Here is a 20,420-nt window from a genome sequence, read left to right on the forward strand (position 1 = left end):
TATTTATTGAGTAATTAGCAAAACAGCGAGAATAAAAAAGATACAACCACTGATTTTATTTAATCGAGCAAAGTTATTTCCAGACAGCATTTTTTCTTTAAAAATTGAAGAAAAATTAGCGTATACCAAGTGGATTAAGAAACCAATAAGGCAAAAAGTTAAAGATAGTATTAAAAATTGGTTGATTATTTTTTCTTTTATATCAATAAATTGTGGAAAAAGAGCAATAAAGAAAACAATGGTTTTTGGGTTGAGAAGTGACGCAAATAATCCTTGATAGAATAATTTAGATTTACTCACCGCTTTTTCACTTGTTTCTGTATCTAATAAGTCCTGAGAAGATGACGTTTTGACAAAGTTTTTATAGCCTAAATACATTAAATAAAATGCACCAACAAATTTTAATACAGTAAAAATAGTGGGATTACTGGTAATGATTAAACCAACTCCACTGGCCGAAATGACTGCAATAACAAACATGCCAATAATTAAGCCAATAATTCCAAACAGGGCTGTACGTACCCCGTAATTTATTGAGTTTGTAACAGTAAATAAAACGCCTGGTCCGGGACTAGATAGCGTAAGAAAGGCAATTGTTATGAAAACTAGTAAACCACTCACTTAATATATCCTTTTAAAAATGAATTATTTAAATAAAAAAGCCTTCTGATGTTCCTCAGAAGGCTTTTAGTTTTATGCGCTTGCCAATTCTTTAACTGAATCTAAAGTAGTTTTGTCTCTTACTTCAAAGGCAACAAGACCTTTCCAATTGTGGCGGTTGATTGTTTCGATAAAGTCAGAATAATTTACAGTACCGCGACCAATACTAAAGTGTTGATCTTGTTCACCATTGTTATTGCTAAAAGAAATACCTTTAATTTTGTCATGGTATTTGTCTACAACAGCAACAGGATCGCCTTCACCCACATTTGCATGTCCTGCATCTAAGAAGAAATAGACATTTTTGTGGTCAATTTTATTAAAAACATAATCGTATTCTTCCATGTGGGTAAATACATAATGGAAAGGGCGATAGTTTTTATAATTTGATAAATTTTCTAAATAAATATCAACTGATTTTTCAGCAGCATATTCAGCTAATTCTTTAACAGATAAAATATAGTTATCGAGAGCTTTTTGTTTAGCCAATACAATTTTCTTTGGTTCTACAATACCACCACCGTGAATAACTAAAGGTGCCCCAATTTTTGCGGCAATATCAATTTCTTTTTTTACATATTCAACGGCTGCTTCACGTAAATAATCTACGTCGCTACCTAATGGTGCTTTGAAGTTACCATGGAAAATAGGTTGTACATTATATTTCTTTATTAAGTTATTTAGATTTTCGATCCGTTCAGAAGACCAGTCTGGAACCATTTCCCCATGCAAACTTCCATCCACATACCAGTGGGTGCAACCATCGTTAAAAGCCCTAAGGATACCTTCTTCGGCTGGTAAATATTGCTGATGGGCAATTCCAGAAGCAAAGTTAAGGTAATTATTCATTAAAGGCGAAGTCATTGTTATGTTCCTGATTTATTAATGATATTTTGGGTGTAATTATTTATTCACTCGTTACCCAGCCGACATCTTATTTTTATTTTGTCACAAAACATTAGACTAAAGTCTAATATATTTAAGCGGGCTATGTGTTTATACAGACAGATCTGTATATTGCATAATTTATCAAAATATTTAGATCTCATCTTTAAAATATTCTTCTGGTATTAGTTAGATATACTCAAAAATAAGTAATTTTTAATATATATAGTTACTAATTATCATTTGTTAAATTTTAGAGATTTTTTATTATTAGCATTATATTACAGATTTTCGCGTGTATATTTAATAGTCTAATAAGAAAATTAATAGTTTGTTGGTTCGAATTATATACATTATATAAATAATCATACTGTTTACTGAAGCTGAATTATTGATTAGTAGTTTGAATTTTAATCATTGTTGACTCTACTTTATAATCATAAAACTTAAAAATATCCTAGATAAAGATAGATCTGATATATATTCCTTTTTATTCAATACCAACAACAGTCGTGATATAGCTCGTTGTTAAAAGAATGGCTAGACCTAGTGATATTTCAAATAAAATGGCGTAACCCAACTGGTTTGCAAATTTTGAGTGTTGTAAACGAGGAGTGAAATACCATTTGTTAAAGGCTGCTAGCAATAAAATACATAGCACAAAGAGTAGTTTTATAATGAATCCATGCCCATAAGGGGTATTGACCAGCGTATTGAAATCTTTAAGCAATAGCAGGGCAATAGTAACACCACAGACAAGTAAAACTCCGACAATAAAGGCTGCAATTTTTCCAAACAGATGCATACGTTCTTTTAACGGTAGGCCATGAATTATTCTGCTCGTTTTCCATAAGGGATAGAGTGAACCCATCCATAAAGACATTGCAAGTACATGTGTTGATAGTAAGATTTGCGCAAATAAGGATAAATTCGTGACATGACCTAATTGAGAAAAACTGAAAACAATGGGTATTAATAGTAGAGCGAAAATCGATCCTTCAAATTTAGAAATCTGACTATTTCCACTGCTTAATTTTACGAGCATAAAGAGCAATAAAAGCAGAAAGCTCATTGATCGAATGATGTGGATATGCCCAACCGGCGTGTTAATGAGTAGATTTATATAGTTACTATTCCACATACCTGATAGACCAGTATTGGCAAAACTTCCGATGAGAATGAAGAAGCCTAAAGTACTTGAGACAAACCCCAACCCTGCACCAACAGTGATGTATTTGATAATAATTTTTTTAATTTCTACATAGTGTCCAAGCAAGAAATAACAGAAGGCACCTCCAATAACAAATGCGGTCCCCAAGTATAAAAAAGCTTTAACAAGCCAAGTCGCATATATCCATGTTTCAGGCGCCATATTCTTCTCTCTATACAATATGCCAGCTCATTGCTGGCATGGACTAGCGATATTTTTTTATTTTTCTGGTTTATTTAATAGTGAATGTATATTCGCCACTCATGTTGTGACCATCAGAGCCCATTGTGGTCCACACTACGGTATATTTTCCTTTTTTTAGCTTTGGCACAGCGACTTCAAATGATTTTTTTAAATCATGACTCACTTGGTAATTTAAAGGAATGTCTGTACGTTGAGCATCAAGCAATTTAACGTTCATTAACATGACTTCGCCGCCAAAATTAAGCGTTATATTTTTAAGTTGACTCACTACTGAAGCATTAATACCGGGGTTTGCGCTAACTAGGCTGACATGTGCAAATACGTTTGAAGCAGCAACCATCATAGTTGCTCCTACTAGAACATTCCGTAGAGCGGTCATTTTGTTGTGAACAAGCTTCATGTTTTCATCCTCGTAAAATGAATATTTGACTAAGTAATGACTGAATTAAAATAAAGGACATACTTTATTAGTCACACTCTTTGTATGCCTATTATTCAAGATAGAGAGAAACGCGTTGATGACTCCAAAATTACATTTTTGTCATCTTAAAAAATCGAGTATTTATCAGTACCAAAGACTTTTTCTGTTTTGATAATATTTCTCAGTTAGATCAATTCAACCAATAAATGAATGAGAGATCAGAAATACACTTAATATTGAAAGATGATTTTAAAAGTAATATGCCCATTCTCATAGTTCGCCTGAATAGTAGCTCCATGTACATCAAGAATAGATTTGGTAATTGCTAATCCCAACCCCGTGCCTTCTTCAACTCGCTGTCTTGACGCATCTGTACGATAAAAACGATCAAATAATCGAGTAAGTTGTTCTTGTGATAGGGGGGAGCTTTCATTTTCAATGGTTAGTTCAGTTGTATCACTATTCTGTTGGCATTTAATTTTGATGATCGAATCTGATTTACCATATTTGATTGCATTTGATAAAAGATTGTTAAGCGCTCGGCGTAACATTGAAGGATCACCCTCGACATAACCTTGGCCAGTTTGTTTTAGTGACATGCCTTTTTCAGCAGCAATAGCGTCATAAAAATCAAATAATGCCGAGACTTCTTTGACTAGATTTACTTGTTGTAAGTCTGCTCTATGTAAGCCATGTTCTGCTTTGGCAAGAAAGAGCATATTGGACACCATTCTGGCTAAACGTTCAAACTCTTCCAAGTTGGAAAATAGAATTTCCTGATAGGTAGCGATATCTCGACTACGCGATAGACAAACTTGTGTTTGAGTCATCAAGTTATTAATCGGTGTTCTAATTTCATGTGCAAGATCAGATGAAAAATCCGAGAGTTTTCCTACGGCTGTTTCTAGTCGATCTAACATATCGTTAAATGCGATAGCTAACGATTTCAGTTCAGTTGGTGTGTTGTCGACTTCTAACCGCTCGGAGAGATGTTGAGCTGAAATACCTTCTGCAACCTTTGCCATGGTTTGAACTGGACGGAGCCCACGCCAAGCAGCAAACCACCCCAAGAGCATCAAACAAATTGTACCGATAACACCGATATATAAGAGCTGACGTCTAAAATCGTTTAAGAAATGTAGGTGCTCAGATGTATCAATACCCACAATAATTTGAGCCGATGGAATAGCACTATTTTGATCGAAAGACTTTTTATAAATTAAGCCATGATAAATTTTATTTTGTACTTTCCATTCAAGCCACGGACCATGTTTAGATTTTACTAATGTTTTACTCTTAAGCGCTGTTGGCGATGAGCTAAAAATAATTTGACCGCTCGGGCGCTCTATTTGCACGATCAGGTCATGATGTCCAACTAAGGCATCTTTTAAATATAAGTTTAATTCAGAAGGATTGTGATGATTTTGCTCAAGTAGGTTTTCTACAAGTTGAATTTTACCTTCTAATTGAGTTCTATCTTGAGTTTCAAAATGATGCATGACGAGTTGGTGAATGACCAATCCCATAATCATTAAGATAATAACTGTAGAAAAAGAAAAAAGAATTGCAATACGAAAGCTGATCGCATTAAACAGTTTATTAGGCATCTTCAACCTCTAAAACATAACCCATTCCTCGTATGTTCTGGATCAGCTTAGGACTGAAGTTACTATCTATTTTATTTCTTAAACGTTTAATAGCGACTTCTACAACATTGGTGTCACTATCAAAATTCATATCCCATATTTGAGAGGCAATGAGGGTGCGAGGTAAGATTTCTCCACGTCTACGCATGAATAATTCCATCAATGCAAACTCTTTAGCTGTTAAGTCAATACGTTGACCCGTTCGAGTGACACGACGCTTACGAAGATCAAGCTCAAGATCAGCAATTGTAATAATATTACTATCTTCTTTTTGTTGCCCACGACGGAGTAGGCTTTTTATTCTGGCAAGCAGCTCAGCAAAAGCAAAAGGTTTTACCAGATAATCATCGGCCCCAAGTTCTAGACCTTTAACTCTGTCTTCAATTTGATCACGGGCTGAAAGAAAAAGAATGGGCATAGTTTTCCCGCTTTTTCGGATATCGTTAATGATGTTCCAACCATCTAACTTCGGTAACATCACATCCAGAATAATTAAGTCATATTCTTCGACAAGCGCTTGATGTTTACCTGATAATCCATCAGTCACCCAATCGGTAATATATCCAGCTTCCGATAAACCTTGTTTAAGGTAATCACCTGTTTTTATTTCATCTTCAACCAATAAGATTCTCATTTATAAAAAATCTCATATTATTCACTGAGAATATAATAACGTTATAAACACATGATTCGGCGTAGATTACAAAAATGTCATTTTCAGGTCACCTAGATGTCCGTTGGAAGTCTATAGGGTATTTAGATAAAGTTAATTTTTGGATCTAAAAATGAAAACTCTATTTCGCCGTAGTTTAACAATGCTTATGTGTGTTGGTGCTTTAATCACTGGAACCCAGTCTTGGGCAGAAGATGCAAAACAAACAACGGCTGCGAATGCGGAAAACAAGCCAAATTCTAAAGCACAAGAAAAATGCACAAAACCTTGTAGCATGAAGAATGATGGAAAAATGCAGCAAGACCATACGCAGCATGAGCATGGCAATATGGCAGATATGTCTCAAATGGATCACTCTAAAATGGGTGACATGGATCATTCTAAAATGATGAATATGTCTGATAAGTAAAAGAGTAAATATATATGAGAATAAAGAGCATTGTTTTTAGTAAGTATAATTAAACAGTGCTCTTTGCGGATCCAATAAGGGATTAACTTAAGAAAGCAGTAAAACTCTTGCATTTGAAACTTAAGTCTTCATCTTCCACTTGTCTGATTTCATAATTAACATTATCCCACTGATTTTTGTGCTTTTCGATAATTAAAGAAGGGAATTGTTGAGAATTATTTCTAAAACTGTCATTCAGACTTAAATCTGAAATATGGTTAAAGCATACATTAAATTTAGGGGATGAAGGATCATGTAAATCCTTAGATAGAATCAAAACAAGGTTGTAGCAATTCATTATAGGATCATGTTCTATTTTGAATGTATCTACATGATCAAAATTAAAAAAATTCCCATTCATTTCGTCTAGGTCTAACATAATTATCCTTATTTTAAAGTAGTTGATGAAATATATAATTAAGTTGTAGTTCATATTAACTAAAGACGAGCTAATAATGAATTTTTAACAAAGTAATTAAATATTCTAATCCAATGAAAAACAATAATTATTTAACTGTTTTCTAGCCAATATCACATTGACACTCAAAACCTCTACGATTATTCTTTGCCTGCTGGCCACATTGCCAGTCGGCTTTGACAGGCTGTATACCCAAAGCACACGAAAAAGTCTTTCTTTTTTGTGGGCATCCCTGCGTGCCCCCTCTGCGGCGGAACGGGAGGGGGACACCTTCGGGTGTGCTGATCTTTTGGGTATCAGTCTGTCAACCCTCTCTCGTTTCGTCACCATTATTTGACAGTAATGTGGTGAAGCTTCTTTATTACCCAAAGGAGTCCGCTCATGCGTACTAATTCTTCTTATTTCTTGGCCTTTGCCAAACTCCCTCTACCGATACCATTCAACTGGCATTTAAAGCGGTTTAATCGACTATAGGTTTTAACCTTTAGATCATTACGACTAAAAAATCATAGCAACAATAAAACCTGAGATAGGTGAACACACCACTTTTGTGTCGTTTTCACATGCCTGTTTTTAGCGCTCATTTTAAGAGTGCCGGTATTTCTATCTCATTTATATACAACAAAAATTTATTTTAAACGGTATATCTATGCCAAATTTAGAAGCTTCATTTAGAGCACTACAAGTGCTCCACGCGGCAAAAGATTTATTTAATCAACATGGGTTTTACATTGGTATCGACCGAATTATTAGTGAAGCCAAAATTCCAAAAGCCACCTTTTATAATTACTTTCACTCTAAAGAAAAACTGGTTGAGATGTCTCTGACTTTTAAAAAAGACGCATTAAAACATGAGGTGTTTTCTATTATTCATTCGTACCAAGAACTTATGGTTTTCGATAAGTTAAAGAAAATCTACTTCTTACATGCAAACTTAAACGGCTTTTATCGGTTGCCATTTAAAGCGATTTTTGAAATTGAAAAGCTTTATCCTGTGGCCTATAAACTCGTTATTGACTACCGAAATTGGTTCATTAACGAAATTTATAAGCTACTTTTGACCGTAAAAGTTACCGCTACACTTGAAGATGCTTACATGTTTTTATTTATGATTGATGGAGCAATGGTTCAGCTTTTAAGTGTAAATAAGATCGATGAAAGAGATAAGTTATTAGAATATTTTATGTCGATGCTCGTTTAGGTTGATTAATACTCTAGTTTTTAATGCCTTTAGAAAAGCCCTCAGAAGAGGGCTTTTTGTTCAATTTGATTTAGCTTTAAAAGTCAAAAGATGTTTGTAGATAGAAAGTACGTGGTTGCCCTACATACTTACCACCTGTAGAGTCAGTTGAGCGGGTAAAATATTGCTTATCAAAGACGTTCTTTATTCCACCAGCGATTTTTAAACCTTTAACTTGTGAACTCAAGTCATAAGAGGTACGGACCGCAAAAGTGGTATAACCCGGAATATCTCCATATTTACCATCAGCAGTTTCTTCTGTTTGATAGACATTACTATCTGGAAGATCTGGGGAATGCTGCTTAGACTGCGCAAACATGTCAGCATTTAAAGACCATTTATCTACTGTGTAACCTAACCCAACATTACCAACATGACGCGAGTAAAACGGTAGGTCTTTATCTTTAAATTGACCTGCTTCGGCGACTGCTTTGGTAAAAGTATAGTTACCATATACTTTTAAGCCTTCTAACGTGTCTGTTAATTGACCGAAATCATAGCTAATACCTGTTTCGACACCCTTATGGCTGGTTGCACCTAAATCTGTCCAGATTCCGTTATTGCCAGCATCACGTACTAATGAAAGCTCTTTATCAAAGTCTAGATAGAACACGGTAAATTCGGCATTTAAACCGTTACCTAAATATTTGGTTCCGATTTCATAGTTATTAGATTTCTCTGGATGTAAACCTTCAGTTGTAGCAGTTGCGGTTGTTCCTTCAAGACGAGCCAATTGGCTGTATTGCTGTGGACCAAACGATACACCAGCGTTTGCAAATATGTTCCAGTTTTCATTTGCCGAGTACACGACAGACAAACTTGGCAAAAATTCATCTGAATCAATTTTTGGATGAACTGTATTCGCTAGACCATTTTTGTCATATCCAGTGAAACTATTATGGGTTTCAATTGATTCGAAACGAACACCTGGAGTAATCGTCCAACGGCCCAGTTCCATACGGTTGTCGATATATACCGCATGCGCTTTGGTGCCACCTTCGCTGCTACTACGTGGAGCAAAATCTGGAGCTGATGAATCTGCTGCATAAGATGCAGTACGTCCAGCAAACTCAGAACTTTCTTCTTTTAAGTAGCGATAGCCTACCGTTACTTCATTTTGAGTGTTACCTAACTCATAAATACGAGAGTAACGCGGTTCAATTGCATAGACCTTGTAGTCGCGTGGAGCAGAGTCGAGACGCTTGTCACCACTTGCTAATACGGTCTCAAGATTACTTGTGCGGAAAGAGTCAATGTAGTAAGTCAGAACTTCGAAGTTATTTTTTTCATCTTTATGGTTATAACGTAAAGAGACATCAGTACGTCGACCTGCAAAATAGTTTTTTTCACCAGAAGATTGATAAGGGTTTTCAGCATACTGAGCCTGAGTTAAACCCTCTGGCATTTCGCCTCGACCTTCATAATGATGCAGATTTAAAGCAACTGAATCTTTATCATTAAATTGATAAGCAGACTTTAGCATTACATCATCGATATCAATCTTATTGTTTGCTTCTCGGTACCCATTTCCTTTAGTCCCTGAATATAAGAGGGCAAGGCCTAATCCGTTATCTAAAGTTCCCCCAACAAATAGATTAGGACTGAGTTTTACTTGGTCAGTACCAGATGCATATTCTGAAGTTAAGCTAACAGTTCCACTAAAATCTTGTGGAATTGATCGGGTCGTAAAGTTAATAATTCCGCCTACGTTTTGAGGCCCAAAACGAACTGACCCCGCACCACGTACTACGTCAACAGATTCAATATTACCTATTGAAACAGGCGCTAAAGATAATTGTGGCTGTCCATAAGGAGCAAATGAAAGTGGAACACCATCTACTAAAACTGTTGAGCGTGGCGAAAGACGTGATGCTAAACCACGCACACCAATATTCAATGAAACATCACTACCACCAGTTCCACTACTATCTTGAGCTTGAACTCCAGGAATTTGCTTTAGGGCTTCTCGAATTGAAGTCGCAGCCGTTTCATCTAACCGTTTGCGGTCAATAATAGTTCGAGCACCTGGGTGTTTGTGAACAGTTTCAGCATTTGCTTCTTCTAACCAGTTACCTTGCGCCTTAATAGTGATGGTTGGTAATGCGCTGGTAGCTGTATCTTCGGCATGTACTGGAATTGCTAGATAAGTACAAGCAAGTCCGATCGCATAGCTAAGAGTAGAAACTTTGAACTTAAAATTTGGGAGTGAAAGAGCAGATGAGCGTTCCATGTTTATGTATCGAAATCCTAAACGATAATTATAATCATTATAGCGAAAAAGTAACAAAATTTTATAAATTGGTTTATGTTTTTCTCAGAACTTTAAACAATTTCTAAAATAAATTGGTGTTAAAAGCAGAATTAAAGAGCTCCTAAAACAGGGCTTTTTTCTGTTCGATGATCTCTACTAAGTGTTCACATGACTGATTTACTTTTGATAAGGGTGAGGTTGCAACACCTAACATTAAGCCTGAAACAGCATTTTTAGGGTCTTGGTACCAAAGTGATAATGGAGAGGGAGCCAGATTGAAAGCTAATGCTTCATTCACAATTTTTTGATCGGATAATGAGGGCGGTAAATTAATGAGTACAGATAAACCAGCAGTATACGTTTGCAGATTAAATCGTTTTAAACACTTAATTAATTCATCACGCTGAGCACTATAAGTTCTTTTTGTTCGTCTTAAATGTCTTAAAAAATGGCCTTCATGCATAAACTCTTGAATTGAAAGTTGTAAAGATGGAGATGGAGCGGGTACTAAAGTAGCTGTCGTTTCTGCAAAGTGATTAATCATGTGAAAAGGCACAACCGCAAATCCAATCCGTAATTTGGGACTGATTGTTTTACTAAAGCTTCCTAAGTGAATAACTCTTCCAGTAGTATCTAATGAAAATAAAGCGGGGGCTGCTCGGCCATCTAATTGTAATTCTCCTAAATAATCATCTTCAATAATCCAGCTTCCGTTCTGGTTAGCCCAATCAAGTAACTTTAATCGTCTGGTCAAAGAAAGTGACATTCCTAAAGGTGCTTGCTGTCCCGGGGTGACTAATGCAAGGGAGGCATCCGGTACATTTTTCATTGCGAACTCTACATCTATCCCATCTTTATCAACGGGAATTGGACATATTTCCAGTCTTCCAACTTCAAGTGCATGTTTAGAGAAAGGGAAACCGGGATCTTCCACCCATGCCTTTTTTCCACCTAATCCTAAAACATGTAATGTAAGGCCCAATCCACCAGAGAAACCAGAAGTGATAAATACTTGGTCAGGAATACATTGAATGCCCCTTGATAGAGCTAAATAAGCCGCAATTTCTCGACGAAGGCCATGTTCACCTCGAGCGTCTGGATAGCTAGGCCATCCACTAGATTCATTACGCATAGATCTTGATCTGATTTTTGAAAATAACTTTGCTGGAAAAATTTCTTTTGATGGGACGCCTAATTGAAAAATGCCCTGCACAGTTGTCATATCTAAATACATCTGTGTAAACGAACTATTTTTATAGTCATCTTGAGTAGAGGGTGGCTTAACTGCTTGGTAGGCAACACGTGTACCTTGTGATCGGGACGCAATGATAAATTGACCATCGGAAAGTCTTTCATATGCAACTTTTACGGTACCTCTAGAAACACCAAGTTGACTGGCTAAATCGATCCATGAGGGTAGACGATCACCTTGTTGTAGCGTCCCAGAAATAATAGCTTGTTCAATCCCAAGGCGTATTTGTTCGGCTAATGGAGTCTTTAATTTGCGATCTAAATTAATTTTGAGCTGCTGATACATGCGTGGTACAGCCTTTTAATGCATTTTTGGTTCATGAATTTATACTACGGATCTATAAAATAAAAACAACTTCCTATCTTTATGTAGGTTTAATTTGAAATGAAAATAATCAAAAGCAGATTTTTTTTAGGTATAGGTCTAATGCTTGCGAGTATTGCACCATCTATGGCACATGAGCCAGTGGAAAAAGTTACGCCTAATTTTGAACACGTAATTTCTAATATACCGGGCAAGTCTTTTATCGCTTTAGAGGTGGATTATCCGCCTGGTGGAGCTTCTATTCCTCATACTCATGCGAAATCATCTTTTGTATATGCCTATGTGGTTGAGGGCAGCATTGAGTCTAAAGTGAATAATGAGAAACCGAAAATTTATCAGGCAGGTCAGAGTTGGTTTGAAGAGCCAGGAGCAGTTCATTCTATTAGTCGCAATGTAAGTAAGACTAAACCAGCAAAGCTATTGGCAGTATTTGTTGTAGATACTGACGATAAAGAGTTAGTTACCCCAGTAAAATAATTGAAAGTAAACAGGTGTCTATTATGGTTCAACGTATTGATTACAATCAGGTCGCTCCAGCAGGTGTTAAAGCTCTAGGTGGTGTCTATAGCTACGTAATGCAAAGCGGTTTGGCAGCAGAGCTAGTTGAATTGGTTTATCTACGCATATCGCAAATTAATAACTGTGCATATTGTTTGGACATGCATACGAGAGATTTAATTAAAAAAGGCGTAGCAATTGAAAAACTAGCTTTAGTTCAGGCTTGGCAAGAAGGTGGTCATCTATTTGATGAAAGGGAGAGAGCTGCTTTAGCTTGGGCTGAGTCAGTAACTAAAGTCTCTACAACCGGAGTACCTGATGATGTTTATCAACTTGCCCATTCTGTATTTGATGAAAAAGAACTGGTTGATTTAACGATAGCTATTAGTTTGATGAATGCATATAACCGTATGGCGATTAGTTTTAGAAATACCCCACAAGCCGCAAAGTAATATTCAAAAAGCCCTCTAGCGAGGGCTTTTAACTTATTTAAAAGAAGGTTGGCTTAAGATTTTGTAGACCTTTTCTTTATATACATCGTTGGAAATGACGCCTTTATCTCGCTGTTGTTTTAGCGATTTAAACTGCTGACCATGAATTTCTCTTTGAATATTCACATTATCATGATTTCTAATGTAGTAAAGACTACGCTCATGATCACTCATATTGACTGTTTCATCAGTAGAGTAGGACGGCTTAGCTTCATTTTCTTGATACTGTTTCGCAATCTCAAAAAAATCTACATTTTGATGATGAGCGGCAGAATTAGAAAAGTCTTTTGGTTGCCCATTAAATTTATGGTCTTGAGCACTCGTGTTTACTGCAAGCATGCTTTTATGCATATTAAAGTTAGGGTAGCTATATTCTTGTTTCATTTGAAATGTGTTTGTTTCAGAAAAAGCTACGGGAGAAAAAAGACTAATATTTAAAGATAAAAAAATTAATAACAATCTATTCATTTCTTTTGAAGTCCAATTGAAATTGAGTAAATCACTGTATTGTAACATTAAAGTTTAATTTTTAAAGGTTTTTCCTTTAGGGTATTTGATCATCTGGTCAATAATAGGGTGAATCGACAGGTTTGTGTGAAGTTCTATTGAAAGCTTCATACAAAGAATTTTATATAAAATAAAATCTAAAATTCTTCATTTTAGAGTCTTTGTCTATTATCTAATTCTAATATTTTCCCTGTAGCAGATTCTAATTTTTTAAAATGCTTCTTTTAAATTTATTATTAAGATTAACTAAATAGTACAGGTGTGACAATGGGGATTAAATTTGTTAAATTGCGTGGTTTTTATAACAGTGGGCGAAATTTATGAAGACGTTTTTGGTTATATCTTTATTGGGTTTTGGGCTGATTGGCTGTGCTTCATCTACATATAATTCTCAAGAAAATTACTTAAATAAACCTCCAATTGTTCCAGAAAATAAAGCCTTTAATAGTTTTAAAACACCTGAGCATGGAATTTTTACCGATCAAGATATCTATAATATTCCAGAAAATTCAAATATGAATATCCGTTATGAAGTCCCTTTTTAAAGAAAAATAAAACATTAATTTAAACAAAGGTGGAATAAGAACGGCTTACTACCTTTGCTGATTAGGGATATTCAATGATTAATACCACCTTCGGGTAGTTTTTTAAATTTTAAACTGTTAAATTTTAGTTATTGAAAAAAGGTATTTTAAATGAAAAACTTCACTATTATTGCTTCTTTATTTTTATTAGTTGGGTGTACTACTGGTCACAAGCAAGTTACTTCTGCTCAAGTGAATGATAATAAAATTACCTCAGAGGCTGAGATATATAAAAAGCAATATCAAAAGAAAATTTATAAAATATGGGATATTCCAAAGTCTTCTACAGGGATGAGTGCAAGCGTTAAAGTATTTTTAAGTGATAGTGGGGAAATTGAGCAAATCATCTTTTTAGATAAAGAAGAACAAAAATTTAAAACAAGTATTGAAAAAGCGATCTGGCGTGCAAGTCCATTTGCTTTGCCTTCCAACCCAGAAGTAAGAAAACAAGCAAGAAGATTTAATATGAAATTTCAGGTAAAATAAATGAATTCTTCTTAAAACAGTTGAAAAACATTGATGTGCAGTACTGCTAGTTTGTAGAAATAGAGTGAAATAATTATTTACTGTACTTCTATCGCTAGCGAATAAGAATTTAGCAACCGCCTTCTAGGGCGGTTTTTTATCGGAAAATGTATCTTAAAGTGTCAGTTACACAAATGATGATTGTTTGGTGTTGAATCTATCCGTTAATTATTTAAGGATGGAATGACACAAGTTAAGTAAAGGATGAATCTCATGATAGATGAAGAAAAACCCTTAAATTTTGACGATGATGAAGAACCTCTCGATTTTGCCGATGAAGAATTTATCGATGATAAAAAAGAGGATGAGTTATATAACAGCATTACAAAAGATGGCTCAAGTGTAGATCCCGCAGACGATGGTGAGCGACACATTCGCCCTGAAGATGGGGATCCCATCGAAATCGAACAATAACTCAAAGCCCAATTCAATATTGGGCATTTTTAATAGGTTTGATTTTTTTATCTGAACAGTACGATACGTCAGAGGTTATTCAATTATTATCATTAATGACTCAAAAAATTGATAGCTAAGCAATGAGTGTAGAGATGTGTACATATATATTTATTGAATGATTTATTCTCGAATTGAAGTAAAACTATGAGTAATTATATTTCTACATTTACCAACAAAATCAAAAATAAAGCAGTTCCACCTGTCAATGATGTTCTGATCGCTTTTAGGACTTTGAAGACCGTACCGGGCGGATTAACGCTATTGTCAAAAGTCGTTAGCCGAGTTGCTCCATATTTTCAGACTGTTAATCCAATTATTCAAAAATTAGAGGTAGATGTGTGTGAAGCCTCGATCAAAAAAAATAAATCAATCGAAAATCATATCGGGACGGTACACGTGATCGCGATATGTAATGGGCTGGAATTTGTCATGGGTGTGTTAGCTGAAGCATCTGTGCCTCAACATTTAAGATGGTTACCTAAGGGTATGAGTGTAAATTATGTCGCTAAGGCAAATTCTGATATTAAGTTAGTGGCAACAATTGATGAGGAATGGAAAGTTGGAGATATGCAAATAAAAGTTAATGCTTATAGAGCGGATGGGCAGCCTGTAGTTCAAGGATATATTACGCTTTGGGTTACAGAGAAAAAGTAAATAGCAGGGCATTAAATGCAAAAAATATTGGATTATCTCCGCAAAATTTTTACTCCCAAGCCTCAGCAAGATGCAACAGCGGATCGCCTTATTGCTACGGCAACTGATCATGGCGATGAATTGACAGGTATTGCTGTTGATGAGATGTCTCTTAGTGTGGATGGTGTAAACCAAATCTGTAATTTTGAGGGGTTAAAACTCAGTGCATATGATGACGGTACAGGCGTCTGGACTATTGGATATGGCACGACGAGATATCCTAATGGTAAGCGTGTAAGTGAAGGAGACCGATGCTCTCTTGAACAAGCTAAAACCTATATGCAGCACGATTTAAAGATATTTGAGCGTGCAGTAAATAGTTCTGTAAAAGTGCCTTTAAAACAGAATCAATTTGATGCACTAGTCTCTCTAACGTATAACATTGGGGTAGGTGCCTTTAAACATTCGACCTTACTCAAAAAGTTAAATTCAGGTGATTACAAAGAAGCAGCAAACCAGTTTGATGTCTGGGTAAATGCAGGCGGTAAGCGTTTGAAAGGGCTGGTTAATCGCCGTGCAATGGAAAAGAAATTGTTTTTATCATTAAAGTAGTTGTCTCAATTTCTTATTACACTTGGTTAAAAAGTCATGAAAAAGCCTCGAATGGTCAGGGCTTTTTCATATAGCAGCTGAATAAATTAACTTTTATCACCTAAAGTGATTCTGAGCCGGTTTAATGCTCCCATAAGCGAAATGCTAGTCGTTAACTCTACAATCTCTCTTTCACTAAAATATTCAGCTAAATGAGCTTTTACAGTTTCAATTTTTTCAGATAAAAAAGTGACTGCCTCCGCAAGTTCAAGAGCAAGAAGCTGCTTATTTGAAAAGACATTCGAATGTTTATAGCCCGGAATTTTATCAATGACTTCTTGGCTTACTCCCATATCTCTTAATTCTTGAGCATGAAAAGCGCAGCAGTAAGCACAGCCGTTGATTTGTGACACATATAACTCAACTAAAGCAACTATTTGAGGATCAATGCCAGAGGTTCGTATAGATGCATGTGCTGAGTACAAATGATTAATTGTTTTTTTAGCAACTTCTTTATATTCCATCATATAGACCAGTTTTTCGTAATGAAAAACTATTATTCATCACTAGGTATAGATTGTAAATCAGGCACTATTTTGTTATATAGGTATATTTTTTATACCTAATTAGACAATGAAAGATAATATTTCTGGCTGTTCTGTAGAAGAGGCAATGACAGTATTGGGTGGTCGTTGGAGAATGTTAATTATTTCATTTCTCATCGAAAGACCTATGCGTTTTAATGAGCTAAGACGAGCAATTCCTAATATTTCTCAAAGAATGTTAACTTTAGAGCTACGTTTTCTTGAAGAAGAAGGTTTTATTAACAGAGAAGTTTTTGCGGAAGTTCCTGTTAAAGTTGAGTACTCATTAACGGAAGATGGTAAGAAATTAAACGGTTTAGTTGAGGTGCTAAAAGAAGTTGGCTCTTGGCTAAAAGTAAGATAGTGCAGTTTATTTTATAGTTTTATTTACTTTGTTTTAGGTCACGCCGAGATCGTATGTCATCATTTTGACAGGATCATTTATACAAGTTTTAGGTGTAAAAAAAGCCTGATGCTACGAATCAGGCTTCAGTATTCATCAACAATAGGAGTTGATGAACAAGACCAATCTAACAGACCTGCCCTATAAAGGCAAACCAATGTCCGACCAGACAGTTCAGATACGCATAATTTTCTCAAATTATAGGCGTTAAAAAAGCCCTTGCTCGAAAGCGAAGGGCTTAGTCGTTCATTGATCTAGCAATGAACTATATAAGGCTCATCTCATACTAAGTTCAGTATATCTGAAATTGAAGTAACAAAGAAGAAAACATTCTAAATATCTTCTTCACTCTATTTAAACTCAATTTATTCATTCCTATAGCAACTTACATCTTTGATAAATCAATACACAAAATTTGCACTTTGCATTTTTGAGGACGTGTTATTTGTGTGTAGCGCTAGAGGGAAGCAAGGGAGTAAGGATGAATTTGATTAGATTAGAAGAACTTTCATTAATGAGTAATGCTGTTTTAACACCCCAATTAAACAATTGGCCGTGTGTACTATCTGGAAATACGGGCGTTGCTTCCTATAATAAGGATAAGGACAGTTTTTTGGAACAATCTGATAAAAAATTTTATAAAGAATGGCTGAAAAAACAAAAGAAAATACTTAAAAGTATTCCGAGTAATGCTGTTTTACTGAGCATGAAAACACCTATTTAGATTAGACATGAGACAAGTGTATAAAGATATATTACAAGGATGAGCTTTTAACCAAATATACACACTTAAACAATTAGTTGAAAAAAGTTTCCGTAATCTCATCAAATAGCGTGTTAAGTTTTTCTCAATCATAAAAATTTAAAAGGATTGAAACATGAAATTTTCATATCAAGATCTTGCCGGAAATAAGGTTGAAGTGGAGTGTGAAAGTTATATCCATATACCATCAGGAACAGCAATAAAATCTACAGAAGCTGGCAATTATCACCTTACTGAAAACTTCAGATTCTTTAAGAAAACTGAAGCTGATTCTATACCTATCTATCGATTTGCCATTGACCAAAATTTTAATGTTTTTAATAGTGATGAATTACCCGCATTAGCTCAAATCGGCACTGACTGGAAAAAATTGGTTTAAGTTTGTATTCAAAAATAAAACCCTCAACCGAGGGTTGCACCCTAAAATCTTTAAGAATTATTTCTTTTTAAATACGAGCATTAAGCCTAGCAAAATTGCAATCATCCCAATTAAACCTGCTAGTGGTAACTTATTTTTTAAAATTAGAAAATCTAAAAGTGCAGTCACGATAGGAACCAGATAGAACAGGCTTGTTACATTTACAATATTGCCCTGACTTAGAAGTCGGTAAAGTAAAAGCTGAGCAACTACAGAAATTAAAATTCCAAGAAATAAGACTGAAATAATCAGTTGTGAATTCCACGTTATTTCAAAATGTTCAAAGGGAACTATAAATAAGCAGACGATAAGACTGATTACATATTGTAGCGGTAAGACATCAGTCGGGGCTTGTTGAATGTTCTTTTGCATTATGGCCCCAAAAGTTATACAGATTAGGGCAGCCAAGGCAAACAGCATACCAATTGGAGCAATAAAAGACAGCGTTAGGCTTTTCCATACTAACAGTATGAGCCCAGCTAAAGAGATGCATAATCCTAACAGTCTTTCTTTTTGCCAGTTCTTTTCCAGAAGGCAAAGCGTGAGTATGGGCTGTATTCCCATAATTGTTGCCATTAAGCCAGGAGTGACCCCATGTGCCATGGCTTTAAAATAGCAAATTGAATAACCTGCAATAATAAGCAACCCAGTCAGTAGAACTTGTTTTCGAGTTCCATGTTTGGGTAAAAGTCTTTTTCTAAAAAGAGCAAGTACGAACAGAATAATTAAAGCAGTTGAAAAACGCAGAATTAATAATGCTATGGGCGAGGCATTATCTAACCCCCATCGAGTAAAAATTGCGGCACTACCCCAGAGTAAAACAAAAGCCGATGTTGCACTTTGTGATGCAAGCATCTGTTTATTTAGGCGCATAAAACCTCCTCCTAGTGTGTAATACCTAAGAAATACGAAGTGATAAAATTGTTAGTAAGTGCAGTTATTAATGTGTTCTTCAGTCATTAATCATGTACTGATCTTGGTTAAAATTGTGAATAGGGCAAATAAATCGCTTTGAACTTATTATGATTTCAGTATGGAAGAGAGAATAGGTAAAGAAAAGCGCATAATTCTTTTATATACTATTTGAAAATCGAATAGATAAATTGTAATGACTTTAAAAAACCTACAGATTGATTGGCTGAAGTGTTTTGTCACAGTAGTAGATACAGGCTCATTGTCAAATGCAGCGCCTGAGCTATATCGTTCGCAATCTGCTGTTAGTATGCAATTGAAAAAATTAGAAGAAGCTCTACATTGCCAACTTTTAATACGAACGCATCGACAAATTGAATTAACTCCTCAAGGGCAACTACTTTTAGGTTATGCACGCCGTATTCTCGATTTACATGCAGAAGCACAAATGGCATTTCATGGGGATGAATTGAAGGGACGTATACGCCTTGGAGTGCCTGATGACTATGCCGCTAAATATTTAACACCCGTACTCAAGCGTTTTGCACCACGTTATGGAGGTGTTGAAATCGAATTGATCTGTGAGCAATCTACCTCTTTAATTCCGCGGGTAGAAAGTGGTGATATAGACTTAGCATTAATTTCGAGAGATAACGCTCGTCAAGGAACACTTTTATTTCATGAACCAATGGTGTGGGTAGGATCTCCACAGTTTGAACTCTGGCGAGAAGACCCACTTCCAATTGCAGTTTATGAAAGTACGAGCCAAGCCAAAAAGAGCGCTATTCATTCTTTAGCATTACAAGGGCGCCGTTATCGTGTGGTCTACAACAGTTCAAGTTTAGCGGGCCAAATTGCAGCAGTTGAAAGCGGTTTAGCAATCGCCGTGTTCACACAGTGTAGCGCTCCTGAGCATTTAACCATATTAGGTGCAGATCATGGCCTCGGACCTTTAGAGCCGATGGAGGCTGCGGTTTATCGGAGTAGGTCATCGTTAGAGTCGAAGGCTGTAGATCATTTATACGAATTACTCATTAAAACGCTCAGACACTCAGTTAACGTTTAATGGCCAAATCTTAAGTTGATATTTAAATGTAAAACTAAAGAGCTTTACATTTTTGCGCTAAATCTACAAAAAAGCCTAGAAACGTATGCTGATCGTAAAACTAATAAAAAGTATTTATTAAATCACTATCTGAACAATTCATGAGGTGAAGTATGACAAAAATTATGGCTACCTTAGGTTTAGCTGCGATTATTTCTTTAAGTGTGAGCGCTTGCCAAGGTGAAAACGATACAAAACAGCAAGATAAAACGACAACCCCTCATTCAATGGACAAAGATTCATAATCTATAAATTCTCAAGCCCATCGTAAGATGGGCTTTTTTATATCTTTGTATTTTTACCCTAAAGTGTGATTTG

Annotated in this window: 26 protein-coding genes; 14 read left to right on the top strand and 12 right to left on the bottom strand. The window is 35.6% G+C overall.

Features of this window, described 5'->3' with window-relative positions; genetic code table 11:
* Positions 1-3: 3 nt before the first annotated feature.
* The 6 genes from RMB13_RS05760 to RMB13_RS05785 form a co-directional block, all read right to left on the bottom strand.
* The gene (locus RMB13_RS05760) at positions 4-621 is read right to left on the bottom strand and encodes a LysE family translocator (RefSeq protein ID WP_311084657.1); all 618 of its coding nucleotides are present in this window, start codon (positions 619-621) and stop codon (positions 4-6) included.
* Between the two features lie 72 nt (positions 622-693).
* Entirely contained in the window at positions 694-1,524 is an 831-nt protein-coding gene (locus tag RMB13_RS05765) for a sugar phosphate isomerase/epimerase (RefSeq protein WP_017392131.1), read from the bottom strand.
* A gap of 511 nt (positions 1,525-2,035) precedes the next feature.
* On the bottom strand, positions 2,036-2,917 hold the full coding sequence (locus tag RMB13_RS05770; protein ID WP_311084658.1) for a CopD family protein: 882 nt from the start codon (positions 2,915-2,917) through the stop codon (positions 2,036-2,038).
* Between the two features lie 70 nt (positions 2,918-2,987).
* On the bottom strand, positions 2,988-3,359 hold the full coding sequence (locus RMB13_RS05775) for a copper resistance protein CopC (protein WP_311084659.1): 372 nt from the start codon (positions 3,357-3,359) through the stop codon (positions 2,988-2,990).
* Between the two features lie 251 nt (positions 3,360-3,610).
* Complete coding sequence (locus RMB13_RS05780) at positions 3,611-4,987, bottom strand: heavy metal sensor histidine kinase (protein WP_311084660.1); 1,377 nt, start codon at positions 4,985-4,987, stop codon at positions 3,611-3,613.
* Complete coding sequence (locus RMB13_RS05785; RefSeq protein ID WP_311084661.1) at positions 4,980-5,660, bottom strand: heavy metal response regulator transcription factor; 681 nt, start codon at positions 5,658-5,660, stop codon at positions 4,980-4,982. The genes RMB13_RS05780 and RMB13_RS05785 overlap by 8 nt, the downstream gene beginning before the upstream one ends.
* A gap of 151 nt (positions 5,661-5,811) precedes the next feature.
* Between RMB13_RS05785 and RMB13_RS05790 the strand changes: the two genes are divergently transcribed.
* On the top strand, positions 5,812-6,108 hold the full coding sequence (locus RMB13_RS05790; RefSeq protein ID WP_311084662.1) for a hypothetical protein: 297 nt from the start codon (positions 5,812-5,814) through the stop codon (positions 6,106-6,108).
* Positions 6,109-6,190: 82 nt separating this feature from the next.
* Here the strand turns inward: RMB13_RS05790 and RMB13_RS05795 are convergent, their stop codons facing one another.
* Complete coding sequence (locus RMB13_RS05795; RefSeq protein ID WP_311084663.1) at positions 6,191-6,526, bottom strand: hypothetical protein; 336 nt, start codon at positions 6,524-6,526, stop codon at positions 6,191-6,193.
* A gap of 688 nt (positions 6,527-7,214) precedes the next feature.
* Between RMB13_RS05795 and RMB13_RS05800 the strand changes: the two genes are divergently transcribed.
* Positions 7,215-7,766, top strand: a complete 552-nt coding sequence (locus RMB13_RS05800; RefSeq protein WP_311084664.1) for a helix-turn-helix domain-containing protein — start codon at positions 7,215-7,217, stop codon at positions 7,764-7,766.
* Between the two features lie 76 nt (positions 7,767-7,842).
* Here RMB13_RS05800 and RMB13_RS05805 read toward each other — a convergent pair whose 3' ends face one another.
* Together RMB13_RS05805 and RMB13_RS05810 are read right to left on the bottom strand one after the other, a co-directional pair.
* Complete coding sequence (locus RMB13_RS05805; protein WP_311084665.1) at positions 7,843-10,035, bottom strand: TonB-dependent siderophore receptor; 2,193 nt, start codon at positions 10,033-10,035, stop codon at positions 7,843-7,845.
* Between the two features lie 142 nt (positions 10,036-10,177).
* Positions 10,178-11,593, bottom strand: a complete 1,416-nt coding sequence (locus tag RMB13_RS05810) for a PLP-dependent aminotransferase family protein (RefSeq protein WP_311084666.1) — start codon at positions 11,591-11,593, stop codon at positions 10,178-10,180.
* Positions 11,594-11,734: 141 nt separating this feature from the next.
* Between RMB13_RS05810 and RMB13_RS05815 the strand changes: the two genes are divergently transcribed.
* Positions 11,735-12,109, top strand: coding sequence for a cupin domain-containing protein (locus RMB13_RS05815; protein WP_281830930.1), 375 nt, complete (start codon positions 11,735-11,737; stop codon positions 12,107-12,109).
* 23 nt (positions 12,110-12,132) lie between these two features.
* Positions 12,133-12,582: a carboxymuconolactone decarboxylase family protein gene (locus RMB13_RS05820; RefSeq protein ID WP_017392141.1), complete on the top strand. Its 450-nt coding sequence runs from the start codon at positions 12,133-12,135 to the stop codon at positions 12,580-12,582.
* Between the two features lie 33 nt (positions 12,583-12,615).
* On the opposite strand, the gene RMB13_RS05825 is transcribed toward RMB13_RS05820, so the two are convergent.
* Positions 12,616-13,137 (bottom strand): hypothetical protein, encoded by a 522-nt coding sequence (locus RMB13_RS05825; RefSeq protein ID WP_311084667.1) that lies wholly within the window; start codon positions 13,135-13,137, stop codon positions 12,616-12,618.
* A 311-nt stretch (positions 13,138-13,448) separates the two neighbouring features.
* On the opposite strand from RMB13_RS05825, the gene RMB13_RS05830 reads away from it, so the two are divergent.
* The 5 genes from RMB13_RS05830 (at position 13,449) to RMB13_RS05850 (ending at position 15,938) form a co-directional block, all read left to right on the top strand.
* Complete coding sequence (locus tag RMB13_RS05830) at positions 13,449-13,673, top strand: hypothetical protein (RefSeq protein WP_005039804.1); 225 nt, start codon at positions 13,449-13,451, stop codon at positions 13,671-13,673.
* 150 nt (positions 13,674-13,823) lie between these two features.
* Positions 13,824-14,198 (top strand): TonB C-terminal domain-containing protein, encoded by a 375-nt coding sequence (locus RMB13_RS05835; RefSeq protein WP_311084668.1) that lies wholly within the window; start codon positions 13,824-13,826, stop codon positions 14,196-14,198.
* Between the two features lie 252 nt (positions 14,199-14,450).
* Complete coding sequence (locus RMB13_RS05840) at positions 14,451-14,651, top strand: hypothetical protein (protein ID WP_003652344.1); 201 nt, start codon at positions 14,451-14,453, stop codon at positions 14,649-14,651.
* Positions 14,652-14,837: 186 nt separating this feature from the next.
* Positions 14,838-15,347, top strand: a complete 510-nt coding sequence (locus RMB13_RS05845; protein ID WP_311084669.1) for a hotdog fold domain-containing protein — start codon at positions 14,838-14,840, stop codon at positions 15,345-15,347.
* A gap of 15 nt (positions 15,348-15,362) precedes the next feature.
* Positions 15,363-15,938 (top strand): lysozyme, encoded by a 576-nt coding sequence (locus RMB13_RS05850; RefSeq protein WP_311084670.1) that lies wholly within the window; start codon positions 15,363-15,365, stop codon positions 15,936-15,938.
* Between the two features lie 86 nt (positions 15,939-16,024).
* Here RMB13_RS05850 and RMB13_RS05855 read toward each other — a convergent pair whose 3' ends face one another.
* The gene (locus tag RMB13_RS05855; protein ID WP_311084671.1) at positions 16,025-16,441 is read right to left on the bottom strand and encodes a carboxymuconolactone decarboxylase family protein; all 417 of its coding nucleotides are present in this window, start codon (positions 16,439-16,441) and stop codon (positions 16,025-16,027) included.
* 109 nt (positions 16,442-16,550) lie between these two features.
* Here RMB13_RS05855 and RMB13_RS05860 point away from each other — a divergent pair, with 109 nt between their 5' ends.
* From RMB13_RS05860 to RMB13_RS05870, 3 genes are all read left to right on the top strand, one after another.
* Positions 16,551-16,865, top strand: coding sequence for a helix-turn-helix domain-containing protein (locus RMB13_RS05860; protein WP_005039816.1), 315 nt, complete (start codon positions 16,551-16,553; stop codon positions 16,863-16,865).
* A gap of 520 nt (positions 16,866-17,385) precedes the next feature.
* Positions 17,386-17,628, top strand: a complete 243-nt coding sequence (locus RMB13_RS05865) for a hypothetical protein (RefSeq protein WP_311084672.1) — start codon at positions 17,386-17,388, stop codon at positions 17,626-17,628.
* A 154-nt stretch (positions 17,629-17,782) separates the two neighbouring features.
* Complete coding sequence (locus RMB13_RS05870; protein ID WP_311084673.1) at positions 17,783-18,046, top strand: hypothetical protein; 264 nt, start codon at positions 17,783-17,785, stop codon at positions 18,044-18,046.
* A gap of 57 nt (positions 18,047-18,103) precedes the next feature.
* On the opposite strand, the gene RMB13_RS05875 is transcribed toward RMB13_RS05870, so the two are convergent.
* On the bottom strand, positions 18,104-18,958 hold the full coding sequence (locus tag RMB13_RS05875) for a DMT family transporter (RefSeq protein WP_311084674.1): 855 nt from the start codon (positions 18,956-18,958) through the stop codon (positions 18,104-18,106).
* A 235-nt stretch (positions 18,959-19,193) separates the two neighbouring features.
* On the opposite strand from RMB13_RS05875, the gene RMB13_RS05880 reads away from it, so the two are divergent.
* Positions 19,194-20,063: a LysR family transcriptional regulator gene (locus RMB13_RS05880; RefSeq protein WP_132069324.1), complete on the top strand. Its 870-nt coding sequence runs from the start codon at positions 19,194-19,196 to the stop codon at positions 20,061-20,063.
* A gap of 152 nt (positions 20,064-20,215) precedes the next feature.
* Entirely contained in the window at positions 20,216-20,347 is a 132-nt protein-coding gene (locus RMB13_RS05885; RefSeq protein WP_004643213.1) for a hypothetical protein, read from the top strand.
* The last annotated feature ends 73 nt before the right edge of the window (positions 20,348-20,420 follow it).

Origin of the sequence: Acinetobacter sp. V102_4 (genome assembly GCF_031799005.1) — a bacterium.
In the GTDB taxonomy this organism is placed as follows: domain Bacteria; phylum Pseudomonadota; class Gammaproteobacteria; order Pseudomonadales; family Moraxellaceae; genus Acinetobacter; species Acinetobacter calcoaceticus.

What these genes read in the sequence shown, in the direction of transcription:
- RMB13_RS05865 (WP_311084672.1), top strand. Translation starts at nt 17,386, where the DNA reads ATGAATTTGATTAGATTAGAAGAACTTTCATTAATGAGTAATGCTGTT.
- RMB13_RS05800 (WP_311084664.1), top strand. Translation starts at nt 7,215, where the DNA reads ATGCCAAATTTAGAAGCTTCATTTAGAGCACTACAAGTGCTCCACGCG.
- RMB13_RS05845 (WP_311084669.1), top strand. Translation starts at nt 14,838, where the DNA reads ATGAGTAATTATATTTCTACATTTACCAACAAAATCAAAAATAAAGCA.
- RMB13_RS05875 (WP_311084674.1), bottom strand. Translation starts at nt 18,958, where the DNA reads ATGCGCCTAAATAAACAGATGCTTGCATCACAAAGTGCAACATCGGCT.
- RMB13_RS05870 (WP_311084673.1), top strand. Translation starts at nt 17,783, where the DNA reads ATGAAATTTTCATATCAAGATCTTGCCGGAAATAAGGTTGAAGTGGAG.
- RMB13_RS05775 (WP_311084659.1), bottom strand. Translation starts at nt 3,359, where the DNA reads ATGAAGCTTGTTCACAACAAAATGACCGCTCTACGGAATGTTCTAGTA.
- RMB13_RS05805 (WP_311084665.1), bottom strand. Translation starts at nt 10,035, where the DNA reads ATGGAACGCTCATCTGCTCTTTCACTCCCAAATTTTAAGTTCAAAGTT.
- RMB13_RS05820 (WP_017392141.1), top strand. Translation starts at nt 12,133, where the DNA reads ATGGTTCAACGTATTGATTACAATCAGGTCGCTCCAGCAGGTGTTAAA.
- RMB13_RS05780 (WP_311084660.1), bottom strand. Translation starts at nt 4,987, where the DNA reads ATGCCTAATAAACTGTTTAATGCGATCAGCTTTCGTATTGCAATTCTT.
- RMB13_RS05830 (WP_005039804.1), top strand. Translation starts at nt 13,449, where the DNA reads ATGAAGACGTTTTTGGTTATATCTTTATTGGGTTTTGGGCTGATTGGC.
- RMB13_RS05850 (WP_311084670.1), top strand. Translation starts at nt 15,363, where the DNA reads ATGCAAAAAATATTGGATTATCTCCGCAAAATTTTTACTCCCAAGCCT.
- RMB13_RS05795 (WP_311084663.1), bottom strand. Translation starts at nt 6,526, where the DNA reads ATGTTAGACCTAGACGAAATGAATGGGAATTTTTTTAATTTTGATCAT.
- RMB13_RS05770 (WP_311084658.1), bottom strand. Translation starts at nt 2,917, where the DNA reads ATGGCGCCTGAAACATGGATATATGCGACTTGGCTTGTTAAAGCTTTT.
- RMB13_RS05840 (WP_003652344.1), top strand. Translation starts at nt 14,451, where the DNA reads ATGATAGATGAAGAAAAACCCTTAAATTTTGACGATGATGAAGAACCT.
- RMB13_RS05860 (WP_005039816.1), top strand. Translation starts at nt 16,551, where the DNA reads ATGAAAGATAATATTTCTGGCTGTTCTGTAGAAGAGGCAATGACAGTA.
- RMB13_RS05825 (WP_311084667.1), bottom strand. Translation starts at nt 13,137, where the DNA reads ATGTTACAATACAGTGATTTACTCAATTTCAATTGGACTTCAAAAGAA.
- RMB13_RS05885 (WP_004643213.1), top strand. Translation starts at nt 20,216, where the DNA reads ATGACAAAAATTATGGCTACCTTAGGTTTAGCTGCGATTATTTCTTTA.
- RMB13_RS05880 (WP_132069324.1), top strand. Translation starts at nt 19,194, where the DNA reads ATGACTTTAAAAAACCTACAGATTGATTGGCTGAAGTGTTTTGTCACA.
- RMB13_RS05855 (WP_311084671.1), bottom strand. Translation starts at nt 16,441, where the DNA reads ATGGAATATAAAGAAGTTGCTAAAAAAACAATTAATCATTTGTACTCA.
- RMB13_RS05815 (WP_281830930.1), top strand. Translation starts at nt 11,735, where the DNA reads ATGCTTGCGAGTATTGCACCATCTATGGCACATGAGCCAGTGGAAAAA.
- RMB13_RS05765 (WP_017392131.1), bottom strand. Translation starts at nt 1,524, where the DNA reads ATGACTTCGCCTTTAATGAATAATTACCTTAACTTTGCTTCTGGAATT.
- RMB13_RS05790 (WP_311084662.1), top strand. Translation starts at nt 5,812, where the DNA reads ATGAAAACTCTATTTCGCCGTAGTTTAACAATGCTTATGTGTGTTGGT.
- RMB13_RS05785 (WP_311084661.1), bottom strand. Translation starts at nt 5,660, where the DNA reads ATGAGAATCTTATTGGTTGAAGATGAAATAAAAACAGGTGATTACCTT.
- RMB13_RS05835 (WP_311084668.1), top strand. Translation starts at nt 13,824, where the DNA reads ATGAAAAACTTCACTATTATTGCTTCTTTATTTTTATTAGTTGGGTGT.
- RMB13_RS05810 (WP_311084666.1), bottom strand. Translation starts at nt 11,593, where the DNA reads ATGTATCAGCAGCTCAAAATTAATTTAGATCGCAAATTAAAGACTCCA.